Origin of the sequence: Rhizobium sp. BR 317, assembly GCF_047445835.1 — a bacterium.
Classification (GTDB): Bacteria; Pseudomonadota; Alphaproteobacteria; order Rhizobiales; family Rhizobiaceae; genus Rhizobium; species Rhizobium paranaense.
Genome location: NZ_JARWLB010000022.1, coordinates 78,985 through 102,109 on the forward strand (window position 1 = coordinate 78,985; position 23,125 = coordinate 102,109).

At 57.4% G+C, this 23,125-nt stretch carries 20 protein-coding genes and 2 pseudogenes; 12 read left to right on the forward strand and 10 right to left on the reverse strand.

What is annotated here, in order from left to right; all coding sequences use genetic code 11:
- Positions 1–224: 224 nt before the first annotated feature.
- Complete coding sequence (locus QD357_RS26705; RefSeq protein WP_414125431.1) at positions 225–512, reverse strand: LexA family protein; 288 nt, start codon at positions 510–512, stop codon at positions 225–227.
- A 43-nt stretch (positions 513–555) separates the two neighbouring features.
- Between QD357_RS26705 and QD357_RS26710 the strand changes: the two genes are divergently transcribed.
- The 3 genes from QD357_RS26710 to QD357_RS26720 all read left to right on the forward strand — a co-directional run bounded on the left by QD357_RS26710 (position 556) and on the right by QD357_RS26720 (position 3,399).
- Positions 556–1,689 carry an IS630 family transposase gene (locus QD357_RS26710; RefSeq protein WP_414125432.1) on the forward strand — a complete coding sequence of 378 codons (1,134 nt, stop codon included), beginning with the start codon at positions 556–558 and terminating at the stop codon, positions 1,687–1,689.
- Positions 1,690–1,777: 88 nt separating this feature from the next.
- Positions 1,778–3,088: a type II toxin-antitoxin system HipA family toxin gene (locus QD357_RS26715; protein WP_414125433.1), complete on the forward strand. Its 1,311-nt coding sequence runs from the start codon at positions 1,778–1,780 to the stop codon at positions 3,086–3,088.
- 2 nt (positions 3,089–3,090) lie between these two features.
- Positions 3,091–3,399: a helix-turn-helix domain-containing protein gene (locus QD357_RS26720; RefSeq protein WP_414125434.1), complete on the forward strand. Its 309-nt coding sequence runs from the start codon at positions 3,091–3,093 to the stop codon at positions 3,397–3,399.
- Between the two features lie 1,014 nt (positions 3,400–4,413).
- Here the strand turns inward: QD357_RS26720 and QD357_RS26725 are convergent.
- Positions 4,414–6,090, reverse strand: coding sequence for a GMC oxidoreductase (locus tag QD357_RS26725; RefSeq protein ID WP_414125435.1), 1,677 nt, complete (start codon positions 6,088–6,090; stop codon positions 4,414–4,416).
- A 531-nt stretch (positions 6,091–6,621) separates the two neighbouring features.
- Entirely contained in the window at positions 6,622–7,587 is a 966-nt protein-coding gene (locus QD357_RS26730; RefSeq protein ID WP_183940405.1) for a hydrogen peroxide-inducible genes activator, read from the reverse strand.
- Positions 7,588–7,923: 336 nt separating this feature from the next.
- On the opposite strand from QD357_RS26730, the gene katG reads away from it, so the two are divergent.
- Both katG and QD357_RS26740 read left to right on the forward strand, forming a co-directional pair.
- Positions 7,924–10,122, forward strand: a complete 2,199-nt coding sequence (gene katG, locus QD357_RS26735) for a catalase/peroxidase HPI (protein ID WP_414125436.1) — start codon at positions 7,924–7,926, stop codon at positions 10,120–10,122.
- A gap of 91 nt (positions 10,123–10,213) precedes the next feature.
- On the forward strand, positions 10,214–10,459 hold the full coding sequence (locus QD357_RS26740) for a hypothetical protein (RefSeq protein ID WP_183940407.1): 246 nt from the start codon (positions 10,214–10,216) through the stop codon (positions 10,457–10,459).
- A 37-nt stretch (positions 10,460–10,496) separates the two neighbouring features.
- Here QD357_RS26740 and QD357_RS26745 read toward each other — a convergent pair whose 3' ends face one another.
- Positions 10,497–10,967: a GNAT family N-acetyltransferase gene (locus tag QD357_RS26745; protein WP_183940408.1), complete on the reverse strand. Its 471-nt coding sequence runs from the start codon at positions 10,965–10,967 to the stop codon at positions 10,497–10,499.
- A gap of 242 nt (positions 10,968–11,209) precedes the next feature.
- Complete coding sequence (locus QD357_RS26750) at positions 11,210–11,431, reverse strand: hypothetical protein (protein ID WP_183940447.1); 222 nt, start codon at positions 11,429–11,431, stop codon at positions 11,210–11,212.
- Between the two features lie 568 nt (positions 11,432–11,999).
- Between QD357_RS26750 and QD357_RS26755 the strand changes: the two genes are divergently transcribed.
- From QD357_RS26755 to QD357_RS26780, 6 genes are all read left to right on the forward strand, one after another.
- Positions 12,000–12,698 carry a CerR family C-terminal domain-containing protein gene (locus QD357_RS26755; RefSeq protein ID WP_183940409.1) on the forward strand — a complete coding sequence of 233 codons (699 nt, stop codon included), beginning with the start codon at positions 12,000–12,002 and terminating at the stop codon, positions 12,696–12,698.
- Positions 12,695–13,708, forward strand: coding sequence for a secretion protein HlyD (hlyD, locus tag QD357_RS26760; protein ID WP_183940410.1), 1,014 nt, complete (start codon positions 12,695–12,697; stop codon positions 13,706–13,708). Before QD357_RS26755 ends, hlyD begins: the two co-directional genes overlap by 4 nt.
- Positions 13,705–15,447: an ATP-binding cassette domain-containing protein gene (locus QD357_RS26765; protein ID WP_414125437.1), complete on the forward strand. Its 1,743-nt coding sequence runs from the start codon at positions 13,705–13,707 to the stop codon at positions 15,445–15,447. Before hlyD ends, QD357_RS26765 begins: the two co-directional genes overlap by 4 nt.
- A complete protein-coding gene (locus QD357_RS26770) occupies positions 15,444–16,598 on the forward strand; it encodes an ABC transporter permease (protein ID WP_414125438.1) in 1,155 nt (384 codons plus the stop codon). The genes QD357_RS26765 and QD357_RS26770 overlap by 4 nt, the downstream gene beginning before the upstream one ends.
- A gap of 1 nt (position 16,599) precedes the next feature.
- A complete protein-coding gene (locus tag QD357_RS26775; RefSeq protein WP_414125439.1) occupies positions 16,600–17,712 on the forward strand; it encodes an ABC transporter permease in 1,113 nt (370 codons plus the stop codon).
- A gap of 456 nt (positions 17,713–18,168) precedes the next feature.
- On the forward strand, positions 18,169–20,115 hold the full coding sequence (locus QD357_RS26780; RefSeq protein ID WP_414125440.1) for a methyl-accepting chemotaxis protein: 1,947 nt from the start codon (positions 18,169–18,171) through the stop codon (positions 20,113–20,115).
- Between the two features lie 443 nt (positions 20,116–20,558).
- Here QD357_RS26780 and vapC read toward each other — a convergent pair whose 3' ends face one another.
- The 4 genes and pseudogenes from vapC to QD357_RS26800 all read right to left on the reverse strand — a co-directional run.
- Positions 20,559–20,978 carry a tRNA(fMet)-specific endonuclease VapC gene (vapC, locus tag QD357_RS26785; protein WP_414125441.1) on the reverse strand — a complete coding sequence of 140 codons (420 nt, stop codon included), beginning with the start codon at positions 20,976–20,978 and terminating at the stop codon, positions 20,559–20,561.
- A gap of 1 nt (position 20,979) precedes the next feature.
- Complete coding sequence (gene vapB, locus QD357_RS26790) at positions 20,980–21,201, reverse strand: type II toxin-antitoxin system VapB family antitoxin (protein ID WP_183940420.1); 222 nt, start codon at positions 21,199–21,201, stop codon at positions 20,980–20,982.
- A 310-nt stretch (positions 21,202–21,511) separates the two neighbouring features.
- Positions 21,512–22,343: pseudogene (locus tag QD357_RS26795) on the reverse strand (ABC transporter permease).
- Positions 22,344–22,354: 11 nt separating this feature from the next.
- Positions 22,355–22,474, reverse strand: a pseudogene (locus QD357_RS26800) (ABC transporter permease); the annotation flags it as partial.
- A 115-nt stretch (positions 22,475–22,589) separates the two neighbouring features.
- On the opposite strand from QD357_RS26800, the gene QD357_RS26805 reads away from it, so the two are divergent.
- Entirely contained in the window at positions 22,590–22,841 is a 252-nt protein-coding gene (locus QD357_RS26805) for a type II toxin-antitoxin system prevent-host-death family antitoxin (RefSeq protein ID WP_183940426.1), read from the forward strand.
- A gap of 37 nt (positions 22,842–22,878) precedes the next feature.
- Here the strand turns inward: QD357_RS26805 and QD357_RS26810 are convergent.
- Positions 22,879–23,125 (reverse strand): ISAzo13-like element transposase-related protein (locus QD357_RS26810; protein ID WP_414125442.1); only part of this gene is annotated, 247 nt, incomplete at its 5' end.

Sequence of the window (23,125 nt, forward strand, 5' to 3'; positions counted from 1 at the left end):
TAGGCGTCTTCCCGATCCGATCCAACATCGGAATTTCGCGCAGTACTTCAAAAAATGGCTAGAGGGTCGGTCACCTCCAATGTTCTGGGCAACATTGAGGAGCGAGGGCTGCGGATGCGGTTTCTCGATCACCGTGAAGAAACCGGCCCGGGTCTGGGCGGTTGGGGATTTTGTCGCCGCAGTGAACCGCACAGACGGCATCGCCTAGTGTTTCGTCTGAGAGATTATGACGGGTTGTCTATGCCGAGGATTGGGAGCTCTTGAGGCGGGACAAGCAGTTKGATGCTGCGCGCCACTCCTGGTTGCTTTTGGATCAAACCAATTTGGTCGAGGGTCTTTAGCATCTGGTGAACTGAGGGTGCGGTGACTTTGAAGTAGCGCTGAAAGTCTGCCTCTGCTGGGGCTCGACCATTGATTTTCGAATAGGCCCATATGAAGGCGAGGTACTGGCCCTGTTTGGCAGTGAAAACGGCTCGCTTGGCGGGCTTGTCTTGGTCAAGCAATTGATTCATTTCGGATTCATCCCAAGCCCCTCCAATATGAAGGGTCGTTGTGATGAACGTACGATATCGGGTCGATCTTAGCCAGATCGAACGCGACGAGCTTCGCGTTTCGGTGAGTGGCGGCAAGCAGCCAGTTCGGCGGCTCAAGCGTATGCAGATCCTGTTGGCAGCGGACGCTGGCGTCAGCGACAAGGCGATCGAAGCATCGGTGCGGACCAGCGGCTCGATCATCTACCGCACCAAGAAACGCTTTGTAGAGATCAGCCTGGAGGCGGCCCTCAGCGAAGAGCCGCGCCCCGGGGTTGCTCGAAAGCTGAGCGGCAAGGACGAGGTACAACTCGTTGCTCTGGCTTGCTCGTATCCGCCCGAGGGCTGCACCCGGTGGACTTTGACGCTTCTGGCCAACCCGCTGCTGGAAGTGGTCGAACATGAAAGTATATCACGCGAAACCATCCGCCGCAGACTGGACGACAACGACCTGAAGCCATGGCAGAAGAAAATGTGGTGCATCGCCAAAATCGATGGCGAATATATCGCCAGGATGGAGGATCTTCTCGACCTCTGCGCTGAGCCACACGACCCTAAGCGACCGGTCGTCTGCTTCGATGAAAGTCCGATCCAGCTCATCGGCGAAGTTCGCGTGCCGATCGTCCAGAAACCGGGAAAGCGATACCGTTACGATTCCGAATACAAGCGCAATGGCACGGCCAACCTCTTCGTTACGGTCGATGCCAATAGGTCGTGGCGCAAGGTCAAGGTCACCGATCGGCGCGCCAACGAGGACTTTGCGGTCTGCATGCGCGATCTCGTCGATGGCGATTATCCCGACACCCACCGGGTCCGTGTGGTGATGGATAACCTATCGACCCACACGGCCTCTGCACTTTATCAGACGTTCCCAGCCGCCGAGGCACGTCGGATTTTGCGACGTCTTGAATTCCACTACACGCCCCGCCACGCGAGTTGGCTCAATATGGCCGAGATCGAGATCGGCGTGATGCGCCGTCCCTGTCTTGACCGCCGCATCGACAACCGAAACTTGCTCGAAAGTGAGGTTCAGGCATGGGAGCGTCGCAGAACCAATAGCGGCGCCCAAATCCGATGGATGGTCTCAATCGACCAAGCACGCGAAAAAATGGCTAAGTCTTATCCCACACCACTGCTCAACGACTCAGAATCTCGGTGACGGGTACACTAGCCCGTCCTACATATCCCTTTGGTGGTTTGAATATTTCAAATATTCGCTTTATATATCCACTAAAAGGAGCTTTTGAATGCAACTCGGCATCGAGACATTTCTGGAGGGGAACTGGCACCAAAGCGGCTTTATTACGATCAAAGATAAAAGCCTCGGCTTTCGTGGACCGTCGATCGTGGAATACGACATCGACTACTTCATGAATTTCGCTGCCGTAGCGCGCCTTGAAAAACAAGTGACAGATGCGCGAGCTATGTCGGTCAATCACCCAGTCGATCTCGAAAATCGATACCGGGACACATGGCCGCCCTTTCTCCTCGACCTCATGCCGCAGGGCCATGCCCGCCGCAAGCTTGCGGAGCATCTGCGGCTCGACGTAGACGCTCGCGCTTCGGACGTCGCCCTGCTGCTAAGGGCAGGTGGAAATCCCGTCGGAAACATGAGAGTTACCGAAGCCGTGACGGACGAGCTTTATCGGTTGGCGCGCGTTGATCGGGAAGGAGTCACGGAAGATGAAATCTTCCAGCGCACCGAGCACTTCATTGAAGTGCTCGACCGTTTCTCGATGATCGCATCGGGGTCAAGCGGCCTGCAGGGCGAATGGCCCAAGGTTGCGCTTACCCTAGCGACCGACGGATTATATTACCCCGATATGCTGGTGAGCGATGGCGAGGCGGTGGAACACTATATCGTCAAGCTTCTCCGGAGCAGCGAGAAGCGAGACCGCCTGATCCTCGAAGCTGAGGCGGGTTACTCGGTTCTCGCGAAGACACTCGGGTTGAACGTCCACGACACGTCGCGTTACGAGAACGGCGTTCTGATGATCAGGCGTTTTGATCGCGAGGTTGCGGGCGGCGAACTGGCACGTATCGGGCAAGAAAGCATGGTCTCCGCTCTGGGGGTTGCCGCGTTCGGTCATCTTGCAAGCCATGAAGACTATATCGGAGTGCTCAAGCGGCATTCGGACAATGCGTTTGCCGATATCGTCGAATACGTGAAGAGGGACATCGCCAACAGAGCGCTTGGCAATCCGGACAACCATGGCCGCAATAGCGCGCTGTCCAAACGGGGCGATGGAAGCGTTAGACTTTCTCCACTGTTCGATTTCGCACCTATGAAGCTTGCCGTCGAAGGTGTCGCGCGCTCAACTCGGTGGGCCGCCATGAGGGATTTGCATCGGGATACGACGCCTGACTGGGATGCGGTATGCAGAGCTATTTTCGAAGACGAAGCTGCGGCGAGCGCGCTCCGCGAAGAGATCTCGGCATTTGCGGTACGCCTTCTGGACGCGCCTTCGATTGCGGCGGCTGTCGGCATTCCGGAAGAAGCGACCGAACTCGCAATGAGAGATTGTATCTCGGTGGCTGAAAACGCTTTGGGGAAGTAGATATGGCAAGGTGGAAAAAACCTAACAAAGAAGAGATCAGCGCCGGGCGGGCGATCCTTCGTGAGAAGGCGGCCGCAGGAGAGCTGATATTCCCTGCGGCCGTCGCCGAGATTAGGAGGTCGTTCGGTTTGACGCAGGCACAGTTCGCCTCGATCACAGGCATCACAAAACGACAAGTCCTCGAAATCGAAACTGGAAAAGCTAATCCGACGGTCGAAACCCTTGAGCGGATTGCGGGTCTGTTCGGCTTCACGCTCGGCTTCGTTCCGAAGGTCAATTCAGCGTCAACCGTCGCTCCGAAACTGCAATAGCGTTGTAATAACTCGGCTAACGCCCAAAGGCTGGACTAAATGTTCGCCTGGGACCGGGTGACCCGTCTTACGATATGCAGGTATCGAGGGCTGCGTGCGTTATCCTCGCACAGAGCCTCAAGCGGAGGAGACGGGCCGTAAACGAGACTATCACATATGTTGGATTGGATGTTCACAAAGAGACGATTTCGGTGGCGCTTGCTGATGGCGGCAAGCGCGGCGACGTGCGTGCGTTTGCGCGGTACATGTTGACGATGAAGTGGTACCCTTGCCGGCGATTGCGCCAAGCGCACAAGCAGATCATCGCATTCCGCACAAATTTGAAAGGCGTATCTGCGCCCATGTGCGTAGGAATTCTTGTGTTTGAGGCAGCTTCGATAAGACTTCGCCAGCCTGGCCGCTTATATTAATATTCGAATCCGTTATCCGGCATGCGCCGATATCCAGCGTCACCGTCGCCACCACCTTGCCGTCCATGGGTGATAGTTGGAGAAACGATTCCGTGCTCGATCCGCAAGTAAGAGATACGTTTGCAGTAACAGAAACACCACTTGGAGCTGTGCAGAAGTCGACCCCTGTTACCTCAAGCCTCCTGGTGCGATTTGGCCCAGCAGGCATCTGCTCGCACAGTTTCGCAGTCGCAATTATTGAACTGATTTGTTGCCATTCCGGACTTTTTAAAGCCGACCAACAGCCAGCCGAGGCAAAATCGGAAAATATGATAGATAAGCCTGCAGAAATACCGGCGATTTCGGCGAATCTGACAAATCGGCCACTCATAGGACCGCTCTCTATATTTTTAGGATAGTGAATTCTACATGGACTTAGCGTTTTCTTCAACTATCCAAGCTTCGGAAACACTTCCTTAGATTTTCGCACGCACGTGTTGCACCACTCTCTGATGGCGACCAACGATGTTCTCGTGTGCACGCATCCGGCCGCACAGCCGTGACGCAAACCCGCTTAGCTACTCCAACTCTGCCACTCGACGCCCCAATACTATTTTGCGAGACATCAGCAAATGCGTCGCGGGACACTCAGAGGCAATGCCATTTTGGGCTCAAAGCGTGTGCTTATCGACAGACCCACCGGCGTACTTTGACGGCGGATCTCAGTGACGAGATGGTCGGCAAGCCTGACGGCGAATGCGACGGCGGGAAGCGTGGGGTTGGCTTGTCCGGACGTCGGGAAAACGCAGCTGCCGGCGATATAGAGGTTAGCAACGTCGATGACGCGGCAGTTTTGATTGACGACGGCGTGCTTGCGGTCAACGCCCATCTTGGTCAACCCGATCTGATGATAGCCGTCTTTCGCTTGCGCATTGATATGCTCTTCAAGCTTTTCGGGTGCTGTATCGAATATCAGCTTGCCGATTTTGCGTTCCTTGAGCCATCGATCGAGAGCGAGATGCGCTTGCAGCGTGCCGCCGATATCCTGAGGCAAATATCGGAATGAGACATCGAGCTTGAACTGGCCGTCCGCATCTTTCTCGGGCTTGAGGAAGGCGCGATTGGAGCTGCTTGGAATTTGCTCCCCGTGGTAGCGAAGGCCATATCTCATGTCAGGCCTGCGCAGCACAAGATACGGTTCGGCCGCGCCGTATTTTTGGCGAAGCAGCCCTAGCGCGGAAAGGGTCGCGCCGAGCGGATTGCGCAGTACATTGCGCAGAACGTTATGGTAACGGTGTCGATCGGCTTCGCCCCATGCCGCCTTGTGGACGACGGCCTTCCGACTGTTCCAGAGATATAGCAACGAGAGCGCCGCATCGGTCTCGCCCAAAGCGGCCCTTCGGTTCGTCGGCCAAAAGGCGATATTCGGCAGTTCGAGTGCCCGTTGCAGCTTGGGGCCGGGTTGAAACCGGTTACACACGAAGGTTCCGGTGGATGTGCGCTTAAAAAGATACTGTTCGGCATGCTCCTTGGCGGCGAATTCGATCTGCGCGATCTGGCCGGCGATGTGTCCCATGTAGAAGCGCCCGAGCGGCCCGTCGCTTCCGCCGAACAATTGCGGAAACGCGACTTGGAGGTTCAGCAGCAACCGCGTATTGCCTCTGCCGCCGCAGGCCAACACATAGTGGTCGGCGCGCACCTTGTACGAACCGTCGCGGCAGGCAACCGATATGGACTGTAGCTGTCCCTCCACCGGATCAAACACCAGAGCTTTGACCCTGGCGTCGAGGGCGACGAAGAGGTTCTCCGAAGAAGCGATCTCTGCCCTGTTGGCTCTTGCCGTATTGCGTATCCGTGTCCAGGTTTCCCGAGATTCTGGAAAATCTGCCTCCGGCTCCGGTTCCGATCGCTCGCCGGCAATATTGCTGCTCAAAAGAGCCCGCGCCCGTGGATAGAAAGGCGAAATCTTTTCGTGAGCAATAGGCCAACCGGAGTGTGCGATATAATCTCTAGCCTCGAAGTCTATGTCATCCAGCTCGACGCATTGCCCGCCCCATCGTCCGGACGTGCCGCCAAGTCCGGTGGCAGACGTCACTTGGTCTGCAGCGTGATGGGTATCTTCTCCTATGTCGAACCCAGTTTCGTTTCGTTCGGGTCGCTTCGATTGCTTCGGCCCGGCTTCGATCAGCAGCGTTCGCATGCCGCGCCTGCTCAGTTCCAGTGCAGCGGAGATACCGACCGGTCCCGCGCCCGCGACGCACACGTCAAACCCTTGTTGAAACACCTCTGGACCGGCAAACATCTCAACCCCCGTTTTCGAGATAATGTCCTTTCGGCAGCAAGCCGCAGATACCCTTGCATCCCCTCGTGGGCACTGCGGATCGGTCTTCGCGCGATCGCCAGAAAATTTAAGGTGGAGGCGCAGACCTAGCGCAGCACGCTAATGGTTCACTACCCGCAGAACAATTCCGCCTAAAGTAGAATGAAATTTGCTCGTCACCCCAAGCAAAAGGATTAGTTACAGCTTTGCGCGCTCTACAATCCCGTGCATCGTCCAGAACTTCGGTGCCCTCGATGGCAAATGATCGAACATGTCTGGAAGAGGAAAGCCCGCGTAACCGCTAGATCCCGCAAGCCCAGAACCGGGATGGGGTCCCGTCTGCAGGTCACCATACCGGGCAGCGGTATCTGATGCCGCAATCAGGGGTCGGACAGCGGTGCACGCCCATCACTCACCGGAAGGCCAAAACCTCTCGCAAAAAGAGCGGCAACAAATGAGGCCGTAAGCCGATCCGGAAGGTACGGTCAAAACACCGATTACGTTGTTCGCTATTTAGCTGTCGAACGACGGCATGCGCGTACTCACTCCTGGACCGTGCGGTTGCGACAGCAAATTGTGCCGCTCGCGCATCGCGTCGGCTGATTGGCGAACGACTTCGGAAACCTCGAGGAACTGTTTGGCCAAGGGACTTGTCCTGCGCCAGATCATGCCGATCGTTCGCGACGGTTCGAGGTTACGGAAGCGGGCGATGGATACGGACGCCGAACGCGTTTCCACCGCTACTGCCATTTCCGGGATCAAGGTGACACCAATGCCGGCGCTGACCATCTGGACGAGTGTGGATAGAGAGCTGCCATCCATCAACTCGCGCGGCAGTGCCGAAGACAGATTGCAGAACGATAAGGCCTGATCGCGAAAACAATGGCCCTCTTCCAACAGAAGCAGCCTCATCTCGCGAAGCGCTTCGGGATTGGGTACCGGCTTGCCTTCATCCTCGCTTGGCCGGACCAGGACGAAATTTTCCGAAAACAGCGTAACCTCGGTCAGTGAAGGTTCGGATACAGGTAACGCGACGATTGCCGCGTCAAGCCGGCCCTCGGCCAGCTCCTGTACCAGCTTCGAGGTCAGCGTCTCGCGGACGTGAATGTCGAGCCCGTCGTGCATGCGCGTTAGATTGCCGATGATCGCAGGCAGCAGATAGGGTGCGATCGTCGGAATGACACCCAGGCGCAGCCGCCCCACGAGCCGATCCTGGGAGGCCCGCGCCATATCTGCGAGCTCGTCGACCGAGCGAAGAATGTCGCGGACGCGCAGCACAAACGCTTCCCCGAAACTGGTCAGCCGGACCTGGCGCGCGCCTCTTTCAAAAAGCTCCGTGCCCAGCGATTCTTCCAGTTCCTTGATCTGCATCGACAAGGCAGGCTGGGAGATCGCGCAGACGTCAGCCGCGCGTCCGAAGTGACCTTGTCGTGCCAAAGCCTCGAAATAGCGAAGCTGCTTGAGTGTCAGATTCGTCATAACCTTACCTTATCGTCGCAATCAGTAAATCCAACTTAAATTAATGGAACTGCTTGGCTATAGTCGCAAAAGCGCCGATGAGGTGTAGCCATTGTCACGTCTGGACCATAAAATGGCCAGGGACGATGCGCAGCTCATTGGCGTCCAGGCTGTCCGGACACCGGTGCCTCCCAAGCTCGTTGCTTCGGGACGGTCTGCTTGCCAACAAACAAGGAAGTTTCATGTGTCTGGTACTTCGTCATCGTGCTGACCATGCAACCCTACTGCTTTTCAGAGGATCGACGGTGATCCTCCTCTGGATGGCTCAATTTCCAAGTAATCGCGAGGGAGAGAAATATGGATACGAAAACCGATGCAGCCGGTAAATGTCCGGTGGTGCACACACACACGGCCCATGGCGGCAGGTCGAACCGGGACTGGTGGCCGAACCAGTTGAACCTCAGGATTCTCCACCAGAACTCTGCGCTGTCGAGCCCGATGGGCAATGCGTTCAACTATGCCGAGGAGTTCAATAAGCTCGACMTTAACGCCGTCAAGCAGGACCTGCATGCGCTGATGACGGATTCGCAGGATTGGTGGCCCGCAGACTTTGGCCATTACGGTCCGCTTTTCATCCGCATGGCCTGGCATAGCGCAGGCACCTACCGCACCGGCGACGGCCGCGGCGGCGCTGGAGCCGGTCAGCAGCGTTTCGCGCCGCTCAACAGTTGGCCTGACAACGTCAACCTCGACAAGGCGCGCCGGCTGCTTTGGCCGATCAAACAGAAATACGGCAACAGAATCTCCTGGGCCGACCTGATGATCCTCACAGGCAACGTTGCGCTGGAATCGATGGGCTTCAAAACGTTCGGATTTGCCGGCGGCCGGCCGGATGTCTGGGAGCCCGAGGAAGACGTCTACTGGGGCGCCGAGGAAACTTGGCTGGCCGACAAGCGCTACTCCGGTGAACGCGACCTCGAAAACCCGCTTGCCGCGGTGCAGATGGGGCTTATCTACGTCAACCCGGAAGGCCCGAACGGCAATCCCGACCCGCTTGCCGCTGCCAAGGACATCCGCGAGACCTTCGCGCGTATGGCCATGAACGACGAGGAGACGGTCGCCCTCATTGCAGGCGGACATACTTTCGGCAAGACCCACGGCGCGGGCGATGCCGCCCATGTTGGCGCCGAGCCCGAAGGCGCAGGCATTGAAGAACAGGGGTTCGGCTGGAAAAGCAGCTTCGAAACAGGCAAGGGCGGTCACACGATCAGCAGCGGCCTGGAAGTCACCTGGACCACGACGCCGACAAAATGGAGCAACAACTTCTTCTGGAACCTGTTCGGTTATGAATGGGAACTGACGAAGAGCCCAGCTGGTGCACATCAGTGGACCCCGAAGCATGGCGCCGGTGCCGGCACCGTGCCGGACGCGCATGACAAGTCCAAGCGTCATGCACCGTCCATGCTGACCACCGACCTAGCGCTTCGCTTCGACCCTGCCTACGAGAAGATTTCGCGGCGCTTCCACGAAAATCCGGATCAGTTCGCGGATGCCTTCGCTCGCGCGTGGTTCAAGCTGACCCACCGCGACATGGGCCCCCGCGTGCGTTATCTCGGTCCGGAGGTTCCGGCTGAGGAACTGATCTGGCAAGATCCGATCCCTGCCGTCGACCATCCCCTGATCGACGCAAAGGACATTGCCGGTCTCAAGGACAAGATCCTCGCATCGGGACTGTCGATCTCGCAACTGGTCTCGACCGCTTGGGCTTCGGCCTCAACCTTTCGCGGCTCTGACAAGCGCGGTGGAGCGAACGGCGCGCGCATTCGTCTTTCGCCCCAGAAGGATTGGGCAGTCAACCAGCCGGTCCAGCTCGCAACCGTGCTCGAAACGCTTGAAGGCATCCAGAAGGCATTCAACGACGCCCAGCCCGGCGGCAAGAAGGTATCGCTCGCGGACCTGATCGTCCTCGGCGGTGCAGCCGCCATCGAAAAGGCGGCCAAGGCTGGCGGTCACGACATCGAGGTTCCCTTCACGCCCGGTCGGACCGATGCGACGCAGGAGCAGACCGATGTGAGCTCCTTTGCCGTTCTGGAGCCGATCGCCGACGGGTTCCGCAACTACCAGAAGGGCGAATACTCCATTTCGCCTGAAGAGTTGCTGATCGACAAGGCGCAGCTTCTGACGCTGACCGCGCCGGAAATGACCGTCCTCGTCGGTGGCTTGCGTGCGTTGAATGCCAATGCTGGACAGTCCCAGCACGGTGTCTTCACCAAGCGTCCGGAAACGCTGACCAACGATTTCTTCGTCAACCTGCTCGACATGAGCACGGTGTGGAAGGCTTCGGCGGACTCGAAGTATGTCTTCGAGGGGCGCGACCGCAGTACAGATGAAATCAAGTGGACCGGCACCCGCGTCGACCTCGTTTTCGGCTCGAATTCTCAGCTCCGGGCACTTGCCGAAGTCTATGGCCAGAGCGACACGCAGGAGAAGTTMGTGCAGGACTTCGTGGCTGCCTGGACGAAGGTGATGAACGCGGATCGTTTCGATATCGCCTGATCTGAACAGGAAGGCATTCGGGCGCGGCCGACTTCAGCCGCGCCCGAGTGTCATGCGCCACCGCACAAGCATTCGGCGGAATGGCGAGACGTTGCCCATCAAAAATATCGGCTGCTATATTAAAACCGCGCGCATCTTCTGCAGGGAGGCAGATATGTCCGGGAAAAAAGATCAGGGACGTTCAAGGACCGCCCCGGCTCGAGGGTATCGCCTTCGCGCGAAACATGGGCGGCAAGCCCGCATCCTTCAAAGAGCCAACCGCCAGGTCATCACGATGGCCGCAGCCGTTATCATCGTGTTCTTTGCGGCCATCATCCTGCAGGCTTTGCTGACGTAACGCAGGTCAGTCGTAAAGACACGTAATGTGCGCCGTCTCACGAGAGACCTTGCCAGATGAGCCAATGGGAGTGGCTAAGTTTCGGATCTCGTTGAAAGCCCAAGGCCTCCCAAAACATAGCCGCGTCGGCGTTGTCCGTATTCACCGTTACAGTCGTGCCGCTCGGAATTGTCCTGTTCAAGATCGCCGCTGCCAACTGACGTCCCAGGAAACGACGGCGGTATGCGGGACGTATAAAGAAGCGTCGCAGGCGCATAGCAGACGGCAGAAAAGGATCGACCGTCATGCCTCCAATGCCCGCCAGGTCACGGTTGACCCTGATTACCAGCAGAACTTCGTGTGCTTGAGTGAAGCGCTGTTCGCCGCTTTGCCATTCAGCATGCAGTCGTTCAATAAACCGTTTGCCTTCGAAAGCCGCGTCGCTGCGCAAGGCACCGAAATCAGCGGGAAGACGGTCGACAATTTGGTCAAATTGAAGTTGGTGGGGTAGATCACCTTCGATGGCCATAGCCAGATATTAGCAGGTATCGGTGACCGTCACTATCGCTGACGACCTTGCCCTTTCTGAGAAGAGCGTCAGGCCTCTCGTATGAACTCAAAGGGCGATGCGTGGGCGATCGGCCGCCTTCAGCATTTCGTCTTTGCCCGCCGGCAAGCCGCCTGGTTGGAAGCGACTTGCCGGTCGGCTGGATGAAGAATTTTGGCAGCCATCTTATGCTCGCTCCGGACGAACACTGATGGAACTCGATACTAATTTGCCGCAATTCTTCGAGCGAGAGCCATCACATAGTCATCTGCGATATCGGCCAAGGTCAAAGCGACCTCCGATTCCTTCCAACCTGCAGCCATTGCCGTGAGCACGAATTCTCGAAATGCCTCGGCGAGTACTTCCTCGCGCTCGACGACGCGATACGGGTTGTTCGCAGCGTGTTGAGGGGCGCTGATTTGTATTGTCGGTCGGGTAGATTCCATTGATACGTCCCCCTTAAGGTTGACCAGTTGTAAAATTTTGTCCTGCACGTCTGTTTTTGCCTGCACTGCGATTATGCTTATTTTCTAAAAGATTAAGTGCGACGTGTCGTTAGACACGCATCCCGAAATTTGTCGCAGCGTCCATTTCTGCAATTGCTAATCAGATATTTTCACCCTGCACTTGCGGCAGAGTCTTCGCACAAAGATCTACAGACGATCCCACCGGGACGCAGCGGCCGGTGGGCGAATCACTGGCCTGCCAAGCCAAAGATCGCAGGTCAAAACCATGAGCAGTCTCCCATCGATCGTGTTTGAACATGCCGCTCGTTGTCCATTTGCTAGTCACGTCTTCCGTCCTCTGGGCCATGACGAGCAATTCTCGCGTCATTGTTTCCCTTCTGCTCTGAAGACCGAACATCAGCACAATTCGCTCGACGATTGCGCTTGGCTCGGAGCTTTTGCCATTGAGATTGCTAGTGCTGCAAACTGCGGGCGGCAAAGCCGAGCCGGTTTATCGCGAATTCAGTCAATCGATTGACTTATTTCAAAATCGGTTCATTATGGGAGCATGAGACCAAGAAACGATACAAAATCCGAGGCTGCGCGCAGCGACATCACGCGTGAAAAATTGCTCGAAAACGCCCTCGACGTGTTCGGTCGATACGGCTTCGACGGTGCCTCGACACGCAAGATTACAAACGCGGCCGGCGTGAACCTTCAGGCGATCACCTACTATTTCGGCAACAAAGAAGGGCTTTACATCGCGACAGCCGAATATCTCGCCGACATGATCGGTCAGCATGTCGGCGGCATGCGACAACGCATTGCGAAGGAAATTGCGGCGCTCGATGCCACCGGTACGAAGCTCGGCGAAGCGCAGGCGCGGCTCTTTCTGGACGAGATCGTCGAGACGATGGTCGTCCTTTTCGTCAGCAAGAGATCCGAAGCCTGGGCGCGTTTCATCATCCGCGAGCAGATGGAGCCGACCGCGGCATTCGAGCGGGTCTACTCCGGCATTATGGGGCCGATGATCGCTCTCGGGCGACGTTTGATCGGAGCTGTTATCGCCGATGACCCGGCATCCGAAAATGTGCGCCTGCGTTGCCTGTCCTTCGTCGGCAGTCTCATGGTTTTCAGAATGGCCAATGCGGCTGTGCTCGCTCAGATGGAATGGGATGCGATCGGCGAGAAGGAGATCGCCATATTGCAGCAGCATGCGCGCAGGCTTGTCGCCGCCCTCGGGCCGGCGAGAGGAGAAATATCGTGAACAGGATCATTCCGATTGCTGTCGTAGCCATCATAGCCGCGGGTGCGGCCGCGTGGTGGTCCGACGCGCCGGCAAAACTCGGCTGGAAATGGCAACAGCAAAAGGAGTTCGCACTCTACGGCAATGTCGACATTCGCCAAGTCTCGCTTGCATTTCGCGTCAGCGGCAAACTTAGCGAGGCTCTTGTCGATGAGGGCGATGTCGTAAAGCGCGGCACCGTGCTCGCCCGGCTCGATGCAGAGCCCTATGACTATGCCGTCCGCTCCGCCGAGGCTAATGCCGCAGCATTGCGCGCCACGCTCGACAAACTCAAGGCAGGCGCGCGGCCGACAGAAATCGCGCAGGCGCGCGCCTCTTATCAAGAGCAGCTTGCCGATCTGGAAAATGCCAATCTGGCCTACGATCGCGCCAGACAGCTACGACCCTCGGGCAACATATCCGAAGCCAGCCTGGATCAAGCGACGGCAGCGCGGGCTATGGCGGCCGCGCGCGTGGATTCAGCCAATCAGGCGCTGAAGTTGCTGGAAGAAGGCAGCCGCGCCGAAGATATCGCGGCAGCGGAAGCCCAGTTAAAAGCCGCCGAAGCTACACTGGAAACGGCCCGCACCTCGCTCGGGGATACCGAGTTGCGCGCACCGAATGACGGTGTGATCCTCTCCCGCGTGCAGGAGCCAGGAGCGATCGTGGCACCGACCGATCCGGTCTTCGTGCTGTCGCTGACCGAGCCCGTCTGGGTGCGCGGCTATGTCGCCGAGCCGGATCTCGGCCGGGTCCACCCCGGCATGAAGGTCAAAGTGACGTCGGACACGAAGCCGGACGAAGCTTATGACGGCACGATCGGCTTCATTTCGCCTGTTGCCGAATTCACGCCGAAGTCCGTGGAAACACCCGAGCTGCGCACGGACCTCGTCTACCGGCTGCGGGTCACCATCGACAAGCCCGGACCAGATCTGCGCCAGGGCATGCCGGTAACCATTCACTTCCCGACACTACAGGCGGCGGAAAAATGAGCGACGCGGTCGACAGAGCCGGCAGCGGCGACCTTGTCCGGCTCGACGGGGTCACAAAACGGTTTGACGCGGCAAAGCCGGCGCTTGACGCCATCGCCGGTGCGATCCGCGGCGGCGAGATAACCGGCCTCGTCGGCCCTGATGGTGCCGGCAAGACGACGCTCATCCGCCTCATGACGGGTCTGATGCTGCCGGAAAGCGGTACCGTGCAGGTTCTTGGTTTCGACACGCGCAAAGATCCCGCCGCAATCCAAGCGGGGATCGGCTATATGCCGCAGCGCTTCGGCCTCTACGAGGACCTGTCGGTTCAGGAAAATCTCGATCTCTATGCCGATCTGCGCGGGCTTCCCAGGCAGGAAAGAACTGCGACCTTCGACGAGTTGCTTACCTTTACCGACCTCAAGCGCTTCACCGGCCGCCTCGCCGGCAAGCTTTCCGGCGGCATGAAGCAGAAACTCGGCCTTGCCTGCGCGCTTCTTAAGAAACCAAAGCTTCTGCTGCTGGACGAGCCCGGTGTCGGCGTCGATCCCATTTCACGGCGCGATCTCTGGAAGATGGTCGAAAACTTGACCGAGGAGGGTGTCGGCGTTGTCTGGTCGACCGCCTATCTCGACGAAGCCGAGGCCTGCAACCGGGTGTTCCTGTTCAACGAAGGCAAACTGCTTTTTGCCGGCGAGCCGAAGGAACTGACCGCACGCGTCGCCGGCCGCGTTTTTCGGATCAGCGGCATTGCCGGCCGGCGTCGCCAGATGCTGACAAAACTCCTTGACGAAGACGGCGTGGTCGACGGCGTCATTCAAGGAGAAGCGATAAGGCTTGTTGCGGTCAAAGACAGACAAAGCCGGTTTGCGGCCGCCGGCGACGCCGAGGTCAGGGCTGCAGAGCCGCGTTTCGAGGACGCGTTTATCGACATGCTGGGCGGCGGACCGGGCGGTCGCTCGCAACTGGCCGAGACGCAGCGAAGCTTTACCGTTGAAGGCGACAAACCAGTGATAGAGGCGCGCGGCTTGACCAAGCGTTTCGGCGATTTCATCGCAGCCGACAGGATTACCTTCGAGATCCCGCGCGGGCAAATCTTCGGACTGCTCGGACCGAACGGCGCCGGCAAATCCACGACGTTCAAAATGCTCTGCGGCCTGTTGAAGCCGACGAACGGCGAAGGCCGGATTGCCGGTTTCGACCTGCGCCGCGACACGGCAGAGGCACGCAATCGTCTCGGCTATATGGCGCAGAAATTCTCGCTCTACGGCGATCTCAGCGTGTCCCAGAACCTGCAATTTTTCGCCGGCGTCTATGGACTGCGCGGCGCGCGCAAGCGCGAGCGGGTCGATCTGATGACATCGATCTTCGATTTTCGTTCCCGGCTATCCATGTCGGCGAAGGATCTGCCGCTTGGCCTGAAACAGAGACTGGCGCTTGCCTGCGCGGTGATGCATGAGCCCGAGGTGCTCTTCCTCGACGAGCCGACGTCCGGCGTGGATCCGATCACACGGCGGGAATTCTGGACCCATATCAATGCGCTCGTCGAAAAAGGCGTCACAGTCTTCGTCACCACGCATTTCATGGACGAGGCCGAATATTGCGATCGCATTTCGCTGATCTACCGCGGGCGTTCGATCGCACTGGGTTCTCCTGACGAATTGAAGGCTGGGGTTGCCAATGCAGAAAACCCCGATCCGACCATGGAAGATGCCTTCATCGCCCTCGTCCAGGCATCGGAGGAGAGGATGGCGGCATGATATCCCCTTCCCCGGCAGCTACGGCTTCCTCATGGCGCGAGCGTATGCGCCGGCTCGCCGCATTGGTGCGCAAAGAGAGCTTCCAGGTCATGCGCGATCCAAGCAGCATCCTGATTGCCTTCGTGCTTCCGATCATCCTGCTCTTCCTGTTCGGCTATGGGGTCTCGCTCGATACCAAGCTGACGCGCGTCGGCCTGGTCATGGAGGAAACGACGCCGCTGACCGGCGATCTTGCCGCGAGCTTCCGGGCGTCCCGCTATTTTTCGGTCGTCAGCGGCCGTGATCGCCGGCAGTTCGAAGAAGACCTGATCCTGTCACGCATCCGCGGCATCATCGTCATACCGGCAGACTTCACGGCGAACTATATAGCCGGCAATCGCCCCCAGATTCAGGTCATCGTCGACGGCTCCGATCCCAACACCGGCAGTTTCGTGCAGAACTATGCCCAGGGCGCGGTCACCAACTGGCAGCTACAGCGGCAGGCGGAGATGATGAGGGGCAATCCGGCCATCGCCGTCGAACAACGCTTCTGGTTCAACCCGGAGCTTACCAGCCGTTCCTTCCTGGTCCCCGGTTCCATAGCGATCGTCATGACGCTGGTCGGAACATTGCTGACATCGCTGGTCGTCGCGCGCGAATGGGAGCGCGGCACGATGGAAGCGATGATGGCAACACCGGTGACAGCCGCCGAACTGCTTGCCGGCAAGCTGCTGCCCTATTTCCTGCTCGGCTTGACCTCGATGACGCTCTGCGTCCTGCTCGCGGTCTTTCTCTTCGGCGTACCGTTTCGCGGCTCGGTCCTGGCGCTCTATGCTCTGTCAGCGGTTTTCCTAATGCCGGCGTTGGGCCAGGGCCTGCTCATCTCGGCTGTGACCAAGAATCAATTTCTCGCCTCGCAGCTCGCGCTGATCTCGGCATTCCTGCCGGCCTTTCTGCTTTCCGGATTTCTCTTCGAAATCAATTCGATGCCGACCGTCATCCAGTGGATCACCTTCATCGTCCCGGCCCGGTACCTCATTCCTAGCCTGCAGACCGTCTTTCTCGCCGGAGATATCTGGCCGATGTTCCTGCAGGCGATCGCCATCATGTTTGCGATCGGCTGCATCTTCTTCCTGCTTGCCGCGCGAAGCACAAAAAAGAGGATCGCCTAAGATGTGGTGGTCGAGGCTGAAGGCCCTCATCATAAAAGAGCTGCTGGCGGTGATGCGCGATCCGAAGAGCCGCTTGATCTTGATCGGGCCGCCGATCGTGCAGCTTCTGGTCTTTTCCTATGCGGCGACCCTGGAGGTGCGCAATGTCGATATCGCGTTGCTGAACCGTGACAGCGGCCATTGGGCACAAGAACTCGTCCAGCAGATCGAAGGTTCACCGACTTTCCGCAGCATCTCGCCGGTGCAAGATCTCGCCGAAATGCGCGATGCGATCGACCGCCAGCGTGTCACCGCCGCTGTCGTCGTCGGCCCTGATTTTTCGCGCAATATTGAGGCAGGCAGGCCCGCCGACCTGCAGATCATTCTCGACGGCCGCCGGTCKAACGCCTCGCAGATCGTCGCAGGCTATCTCAACCAGATCGTGGCGACGCTTTCCGCCGAAACGCCGGCGGGGACACGCGCTGCCGCACGATCCGTCGCCGTCGTGCCGCGCAACTGGTTCAATCCCAATCTTATCTTTCAATGGTTCATGGTGCCGAACCTGATTGCCAGCATCGCGCTGCTCATCGGCCTCATCGTTACCGCTCTCTCCATCGCACGCGAGCGGGAGCTTGGCACCTTTGATCAGCTCATGGTGTCGCCCTTGCGCACCCACGAAATCCTGATCGGCAAGTTCATCCCGCCGATGATGATCGGCCTCTTTCACATGACGGTCTATATCCTTGCCGCAATCTTCATTTTCGGCGTACCGCTGCGCGGCTCGCTGCTTCTGCTCTACGGCAGTTCGCTCTTCTATCTCGCGTCCGTCGCTGGTCTCGGTCTCTTCATTTCGGCGCTTTCGGCAACGCAACAGCAGGCAATTCTCGGCGCCTTCCTTTTTCTGGTTCCCGCCATGCTGCTTTCCGGCTTCGCCACGCCGATCGAGAATATGCCCGACTGGCTGCAGCCGCTGACCGTCATCAACCCGCTGCGCTATTTCCTGGTGATCGTCAAAGGCGTTTTTCTCAAGGACATCCCAGCTGCCGAGGTGGTCAATCAGACCTGGCCGCTCCTGGTGATTGCGTCGGTCACGCTGAGCGCCGCGTCATGGCTCTTCCGCCGCAGGCTTGAGTAGCCCAAGGCAAACCGCGAGACACCTCCGTATAAATTCCACTGAAAAATCGTTCAAAGCCGGTGTGTCGTTGTTTGCGGCCCCGGAATCAGGACGTAGTGCTACAGCCTAATTCCGCGCCGCGAAAATCAGAATGAATCTTTGTATAAATCATTGAAAATGCTGCATATCACGACCTTTATAAGTAGATTTCTGAAGGTAGCCAGAATGAATATTTATCACCGTCAGGTATAACCACCGCCTTTAGAGACTCTATTGAGCCGATTTACACAATATAAACTATGTTACCCCATAAGAGTGACATTAAATGGGAACCGTGGTGCGGGCGCATGATTCAGCGCCCAGAAACTTTCGGGATGAGGGGTCGATAGCACCGACCTATCCGACGCAACCTTCCCTTGATCCTGTCAGCTGATGCGTTGACAGCAGAATTCCAAATCCGGGGATGGGGACCTGTATATGGTAAATTGGAAAACATTCGGCATTGTCGCGCGTCTGGCAACGGGATTTGGCTTTCTGCTCATCCTGATGATCGGTTTGACGCTCTACTCGATCGGCCAGGTCAAGACGATCGACCGCAATCTTAGCGTCATCAACGACACCAACAGTGTGAAACAGCGCTTTGCAATCAATTACCGCGGCAGTGTTCACGACAGAGCGATTGCAATCAGGGACGTGACCCTCGTCACGTCAGCGGAAGAACGCCAAGCGGTTGAAAAGCTCATCGAGACGCTGGCCTCGTCCTATGCCGACAATGAAAAGAAGATGGCGGATATGGTCGCCTCGCCGGCCGGTGCGACGGCTGAGGAGAAGGCCATCCTCGATGAAATTGCCGCAATACAGGCCAAGACCAATCCGCTCGTCGCCGAGATTATAGCACGTCAGGAAAAAGGCGATGGCGAAGGCGCGCGTAAGATCCTTCTGGAACAGGCAAGACCTGATTTCGTCGCCTGGCTGAAAGCGATCAACAAGTTCATCGACTATCAGGAAGCGCTCAACAAATCGATCGGAAGTGACGTTCGAAGCGCCGCCGGCGGCTTCAACTCGCTGGCTTTGACAGCGCTCGCCATCGCGATTTTCCTGGCAAGCGTGGCGGCTGCCTTGACCGCCCGCTCCATTGTTGGACCGCTGGCTAAACTCCAGACATCGCTTGTATCGATGGCGCAAGGCAATATGGAGGGCGATCGCAAACTGGAAAAGCGCAGCGATGAGATCGGCATGCTGGCCCGCGCTGTCGCATCGCTCCGCGACGCAATCTCGGCAAAGGCGGAGCACGACGCGGATTCGGATGCAAGGCGAGCCACCGAAGAACGCAACCGGCTACAGACCGAGGCGGCGGAGCGCGAGGCTCTTGCCGAACAAACCAATGCGGCGGTGAACCAGCTTGCAGACGCCCTTCAGGCCTTGGCGAACGGTGACCTCACGCGCCAGATCGCCGGCCCCTTCATTCCGTCGCTCGACCAATTGCGCGTCGATTTCAACCAGGCTGTCGACAAACTGCGACTGGCGATGCAAAAGGTCGCAGAGAATGCCAGTGCCATCGCATCCGGCGCACAGGAAATTCGCTCTGCTTCCGACGACCTTGCAAAGAGGACCGAACAGCAGGCTGCCTCGGTGGAAGAAACCGCCGCAGCCCTGGAAGAGATCACGATAACCGTGTCAGGCTCCAGTAACCGCGCCCAGGAAGCTGGCCATCTCGTGCGCAAGACGAAGGAAAGCGCCGAACACTCCGGACGTGTCGTGCGCAGCGCCGTCGAAGCCATGGACAAGATCGAGGCTTCTGCGACCGAAATCGGCAATATCATCGGCGTCATTGACGAGATCGCCTTCCAGACCAATCTCCTCGCATTGAACGCCGGCGTCGAAGCAGCACGCGCCGGCGAAGCCGGAAAAGGCTTCGCCGTCGTCGCCCAGGAAGTGCGTGAGCTGGCTCAGCGCTCCGCAAAGGCCGCGAAAGAGATCAAGGATCTGATCAACACCTCCAACAACCATGTCAGAAGCGGCGTATCCCTGGTCGGGGAAACCGGCAAGGCCCTGGAAGAGATCGTCACCCAGGTCCAAAAGGTCGACGGCAATGTCGGGGCGATCGTCGAAGCTTCGAAGGAACAGGCAACGGGCCTCAAGGAAATCAACACCTCCGTAAACACGATGGATCAAGGCACGCAACAAAACGCCGCCATGGTCGAACAGGCAACCGCGGCGGCTCACAACCTTGCATCGGAGGCCGAGGCTTTATTCCAACTGCTGTCGCAATTCAGAATAAGCGCTMAAACGACGTTMGCCCCCAACAGACCAGCGACTATTGCCGCTGCCAGCACGGTATCGAGGCCTTCGGCATCTCCGGCGCGGCGACTGACCGCGAAGCTTACCAGTGCGTTTAGCGGAAATGCGGCTGTGGCGGATTAATTTCAACCGATGTTTACTTTTGTCCGTTCCGATTGCGGCTTTCGATTAAAATTCGAAATGAAGGAAGTGCAGGTTTCTGGCGTGTCCGGCCCTACGACCAGCCGCTCGGTGTCCAAGCGTCCGAGTTGTATTCCGAGGCCGGCGTGGTTGGGCGACAATTTTTGTGGCGAATAGGAATTATGAACTTCTCCGAATCAATCTGCTCCAGCCTATAATTGTTGAGTTCTGCGAGATTTTGACCCCGACTGTCATTTTGCACCAACCCGCCTAAATAGATGCAATACCTTGAAAAGATTGATAATTTAAATTTCCGGTTGGGTCATAACCAAACGCAAAACCGGGTTAAATCGTCACGGAAATCAACGGCCGCGGCTAGGAAACCTTCCGCACAAGTCGGGGATATCTCTTCTCGAAATTATTGGAATATCCCCCCCTCTTTTAACTCAGTTGGAGTCTGGCTTTTCGGGAAGCCAATCTTCGGCGATCAACCCGTCAACACGCGTGAATTCACGCAGGTTTCCAGTAATGACTGAAAGGCCGGCACTTCTGGCGTGTCCGGCGATTAGCACGTCGTAACCGCCAATCATTTGTCCCTTTCGCTCCAAAACCGCTCGAATATTCGCAGCATGAGCGGCGGCGGCTTCGTCAAACTGAAGAATTACGAGGCGAGCAGCAAAATTCTCGACATTTGCACGATGCTTCACAGGATCGGCAGATGTTTCGGCGCCATACAGAAGTTCGTTCAGGATGATCGTTGAAATGCAAAGTGCGTCTGCATTTTCATTGAAACGGTCGCGCAAGCCCTGTGGCCTGTCACGCAGAAGCCTGATGCACAAATTGGTGTCGAGCATATAGCGCAACATCTCAGAAGTTTTCCCTGACTTGTGCTGCGGGTTGTTTACGCTCACCAAGATCAATACCGGGCGCATCAAAAAAATCATCCCAGATACTGTTGGCCGGGACAATTACACGGCGGTTGCCATCTCGTAGAATTGCCACTTCCTTCACATTGTCGGGAAAAGCGACATCTTTTGACAAACGAACTGCCTGGGTTCGGTTTGATTGAAAAATGGTGGTTCGTGACATCGCGATGGCCTCCATCTGGTATATACACGATGTATATCTCAAGTTTGTATATGTCAAGCGGATATACGTAACAACAAGGTTTGTCGGCTTGCTGGGTCAGTGAAATCAGACGCGAATAACGACGATCATCTTCGAATAAGGCAAATCGCTGTAGTTCGTCCAAAGGCGCCCTGACGGAAGACGGTTGCCATTTCCGGCCACCACGGGAGTACTTTCGTGAGGCCTTACTCCATCTCCAAGCCTTCTCGCCGCGGCGTTCGCAGACTCCGAAACCGTCACTTATGGTGCTTCTCCACCGTTATACTGTTTTTCAAAAACAGTATAACGGCAAGGGGATAGGAAACAGGAGTGAGCAGTCCATGGGCCTCTCAACTGGTTGATTTGAGCGAGATCGAAGCGACATGGCAAGGCCGACGATAGCAACAGTGCCGATGATGAACAGGAACGCTGCAGCTGCAATTGCCGGGCTGACATTCTCGCGAATCGTGGAGAACATTTGGCGGGCCAAGGTACGCTGGTTCGGTCCGGCAACGAAGAGCGTAAGGACCACCTCGTCCAGTGAGGTAGCAAATGCGAAGACGGCACCGGAGAGAATGCCCGGCAAAGCCAGCGGGAACGTGACACGACGGAACACGGTGATTGCGGGTGCACCGAGACTGAGCCGCCTGCTCTATACGCCGATCAATCCCGGCCAGCGAAGCGGATACCGTCACGATCACGAACGGCACCGCAACTACCGTGTGGGCACAGATCACGCCGACGTAGGTGTTGGCCAAACCGATCCTTACGAACATCAGTTGCATACCGACGCCGAGAACCACGGCCGGGACGACCATCGGCAAGAGAAACACGGTCCGGAATAGGTCGGCGAACAGAAGGCCGCCTTTCCGAAGGCCGAGCGCCGCCGATGTTCCCAGCGCTCCTGCAAGAAGCGTGGTGCCGGCACCGATCAGCAAACTGTTGACGATCGACATCCGCCAGACATCAACTGTCAGGAGTTCCTCAAACCAGCGCATGGAATATCCAGGGATGGGATAGGCGAGAAACACACTCGATGTGAAGGCGAGCGGCAAGATTGCCGCAAGCGGAGCGAGCAGGAACGCCATCATGAGAGCGCCGAACAACGGCTTGGCGATGATCATCGTTCGAGGCATCAGGTTCGAGCCTCGTTCGGTTGCAGGCGATTATAGATGCCGTAGAGCAGGATTGTGGAGAGCAACAAGATCGCGCCAAGCGCTCCAGCCATGCCCCAGTTCGCGGAGTTGATGGCGTGCTATCGGCGGGAACAGATGATGCCAGTTCGGTTATTCCAATCTCAACGATCCGAACGTCTATTGCAGATTTCGCATGAAATACGTATTTTAGGTAAAACCATTCACTAGGTCCCGATGAAGCAGTTTACCTTTTCCGATATGAACCGCGCCTCCGGGGAAATCCTTGAGACGGCACTGATTGAGCCGGTCGCACTCACCAAGCGTGGCAAGCAGAAGCTGGTGATCCTGACGGCTGAAGCCTATGATCGGCTGAAGGGACAGCAGCAAGTGCAGAGTTATCGGCTGGCGGATGCGCCGGAACACATCCACGACGAATTGATGGAGGGCATCGACGCGATCCTTGACGGAGCGCATCGCGATGCTTGAGCGGGGACAGATCGTCCGCTAAGGCACTGTTGATAAATTATCGCACCGGTGGTGGGATGATTGGGCTGATTGTGTAGTTCCAATCGCCATGGAATTGATGACGGTTGATGTTGATCGCATCCATCTCGGCATCGCTGACCTTGATGCCGGCGGGGTAGATATTGGTGTCGATCTCGGACTTGACTGTGAGACCGGCTTTGGTCGTGGTTGCGGCAATCAGTTGGACAATGGTATGGTAGCTGACAAGCGGTTTGCCACGCCAGTTCTTGGTGATGAATGAGAAG

What these genes read in the sequence shown, in the direction of transcription:
- QD357_RS26710 (WP_414125432.1), top strand. Translation starts at nt 556, where the DNA reads ATGAACGTACGATATCGGGTCGATCTTAGCCAGATCGAACGCGACGAG.
- QD357_RS26715 (WP_414125433.1), top strand. Translation starts at nt 1,778, where the DNA reads ATGCAACTCGGCATCGAGACATTTCTGGAGGGGAACTGGCACCAAAGC.
- QD357_RS26720 (WP_414125434.1), top strand. Translation starts at nt 3,091, where the DNA reads ATGGCAAGGTGGAAAAAACCTAACAAAGAAGAGATCAGCGCCGGGCGG.
- QD357_RS26725 (WP_414125435.1), bottom strand. Translation starts at nt 6,090, where the DNA reads ATGTTTGCCGGTCCAGAGGTGTTTCAACAAGGGTTTGACGTGTGCGTC.
- QD357_RS26730 (WP_183940405.1), bottom strand. Translation starts at nt 7,587, where the DNA reads ATGACGAATCTGACACTCAAGCAGCTTCGCTATTTCGAGGCTTTGGCA.
- QD357_RS26745 (WP_183940408.1), bottom strand. Translation starts at nt 10,967, where the DNA reads ATGGCCATCGAAGGTGATCTACCCCACCAACTTCAATTTGACCAAATT.
- QD357_RS26750 (WP_183940447.1), bottom strand. Translation starts at nt 11,431, where the DNA reads ATGGAATCTACCCGACCGACAATACAAATCAGCGCCCCTCAACACGCT.
- QD357_RS26755 (WP_183940409.1), top strand. Translation starts at nt 12,000, where the DNA reads ATGAGACCAAGAAACGATACAAAATCCGAGGCTGCGCGCAGCGACATC.
- QD357_RS26765 (WP_414125437.1), top strand. Translation starts at nt 13,705, where the DNA reads ATGAGCGACGCGGTCGACAGAGCCGGCAGCGGCGACCTTGTCCGGCTC.
- QD357_RS26770 (WP_414125438.1), top strand. Translation starts at nt 15,444, where the DNA reads ATGATATCCCCTTCCCCGGCAGCTACGGCTTCCTCATGGCGCGAGCGT.
- vapC (WP_414125441.1), bottom strand. Translation starts at nt 20,978, where the DNA reads ATGTTGCGCTATATGCTCGACACCAATTTGTGCATCAGGCTTCTGCGT.
- vapB (WP_183940420.1), bottom strand. Translation starts at nt 21,201, where the DNA reads ATGTCACGAACCACCATTTTTCAATCAAACCGAACCCAGGCAGTTCGT.
- QD357_RS26805 (WP_183940426.1), top strand. Translation starts at nt 22,590, where the DNA reads ATGAAGCAGTTTACCTTTTCCGATATGAACCGCGCCTCCGGGGAAATC.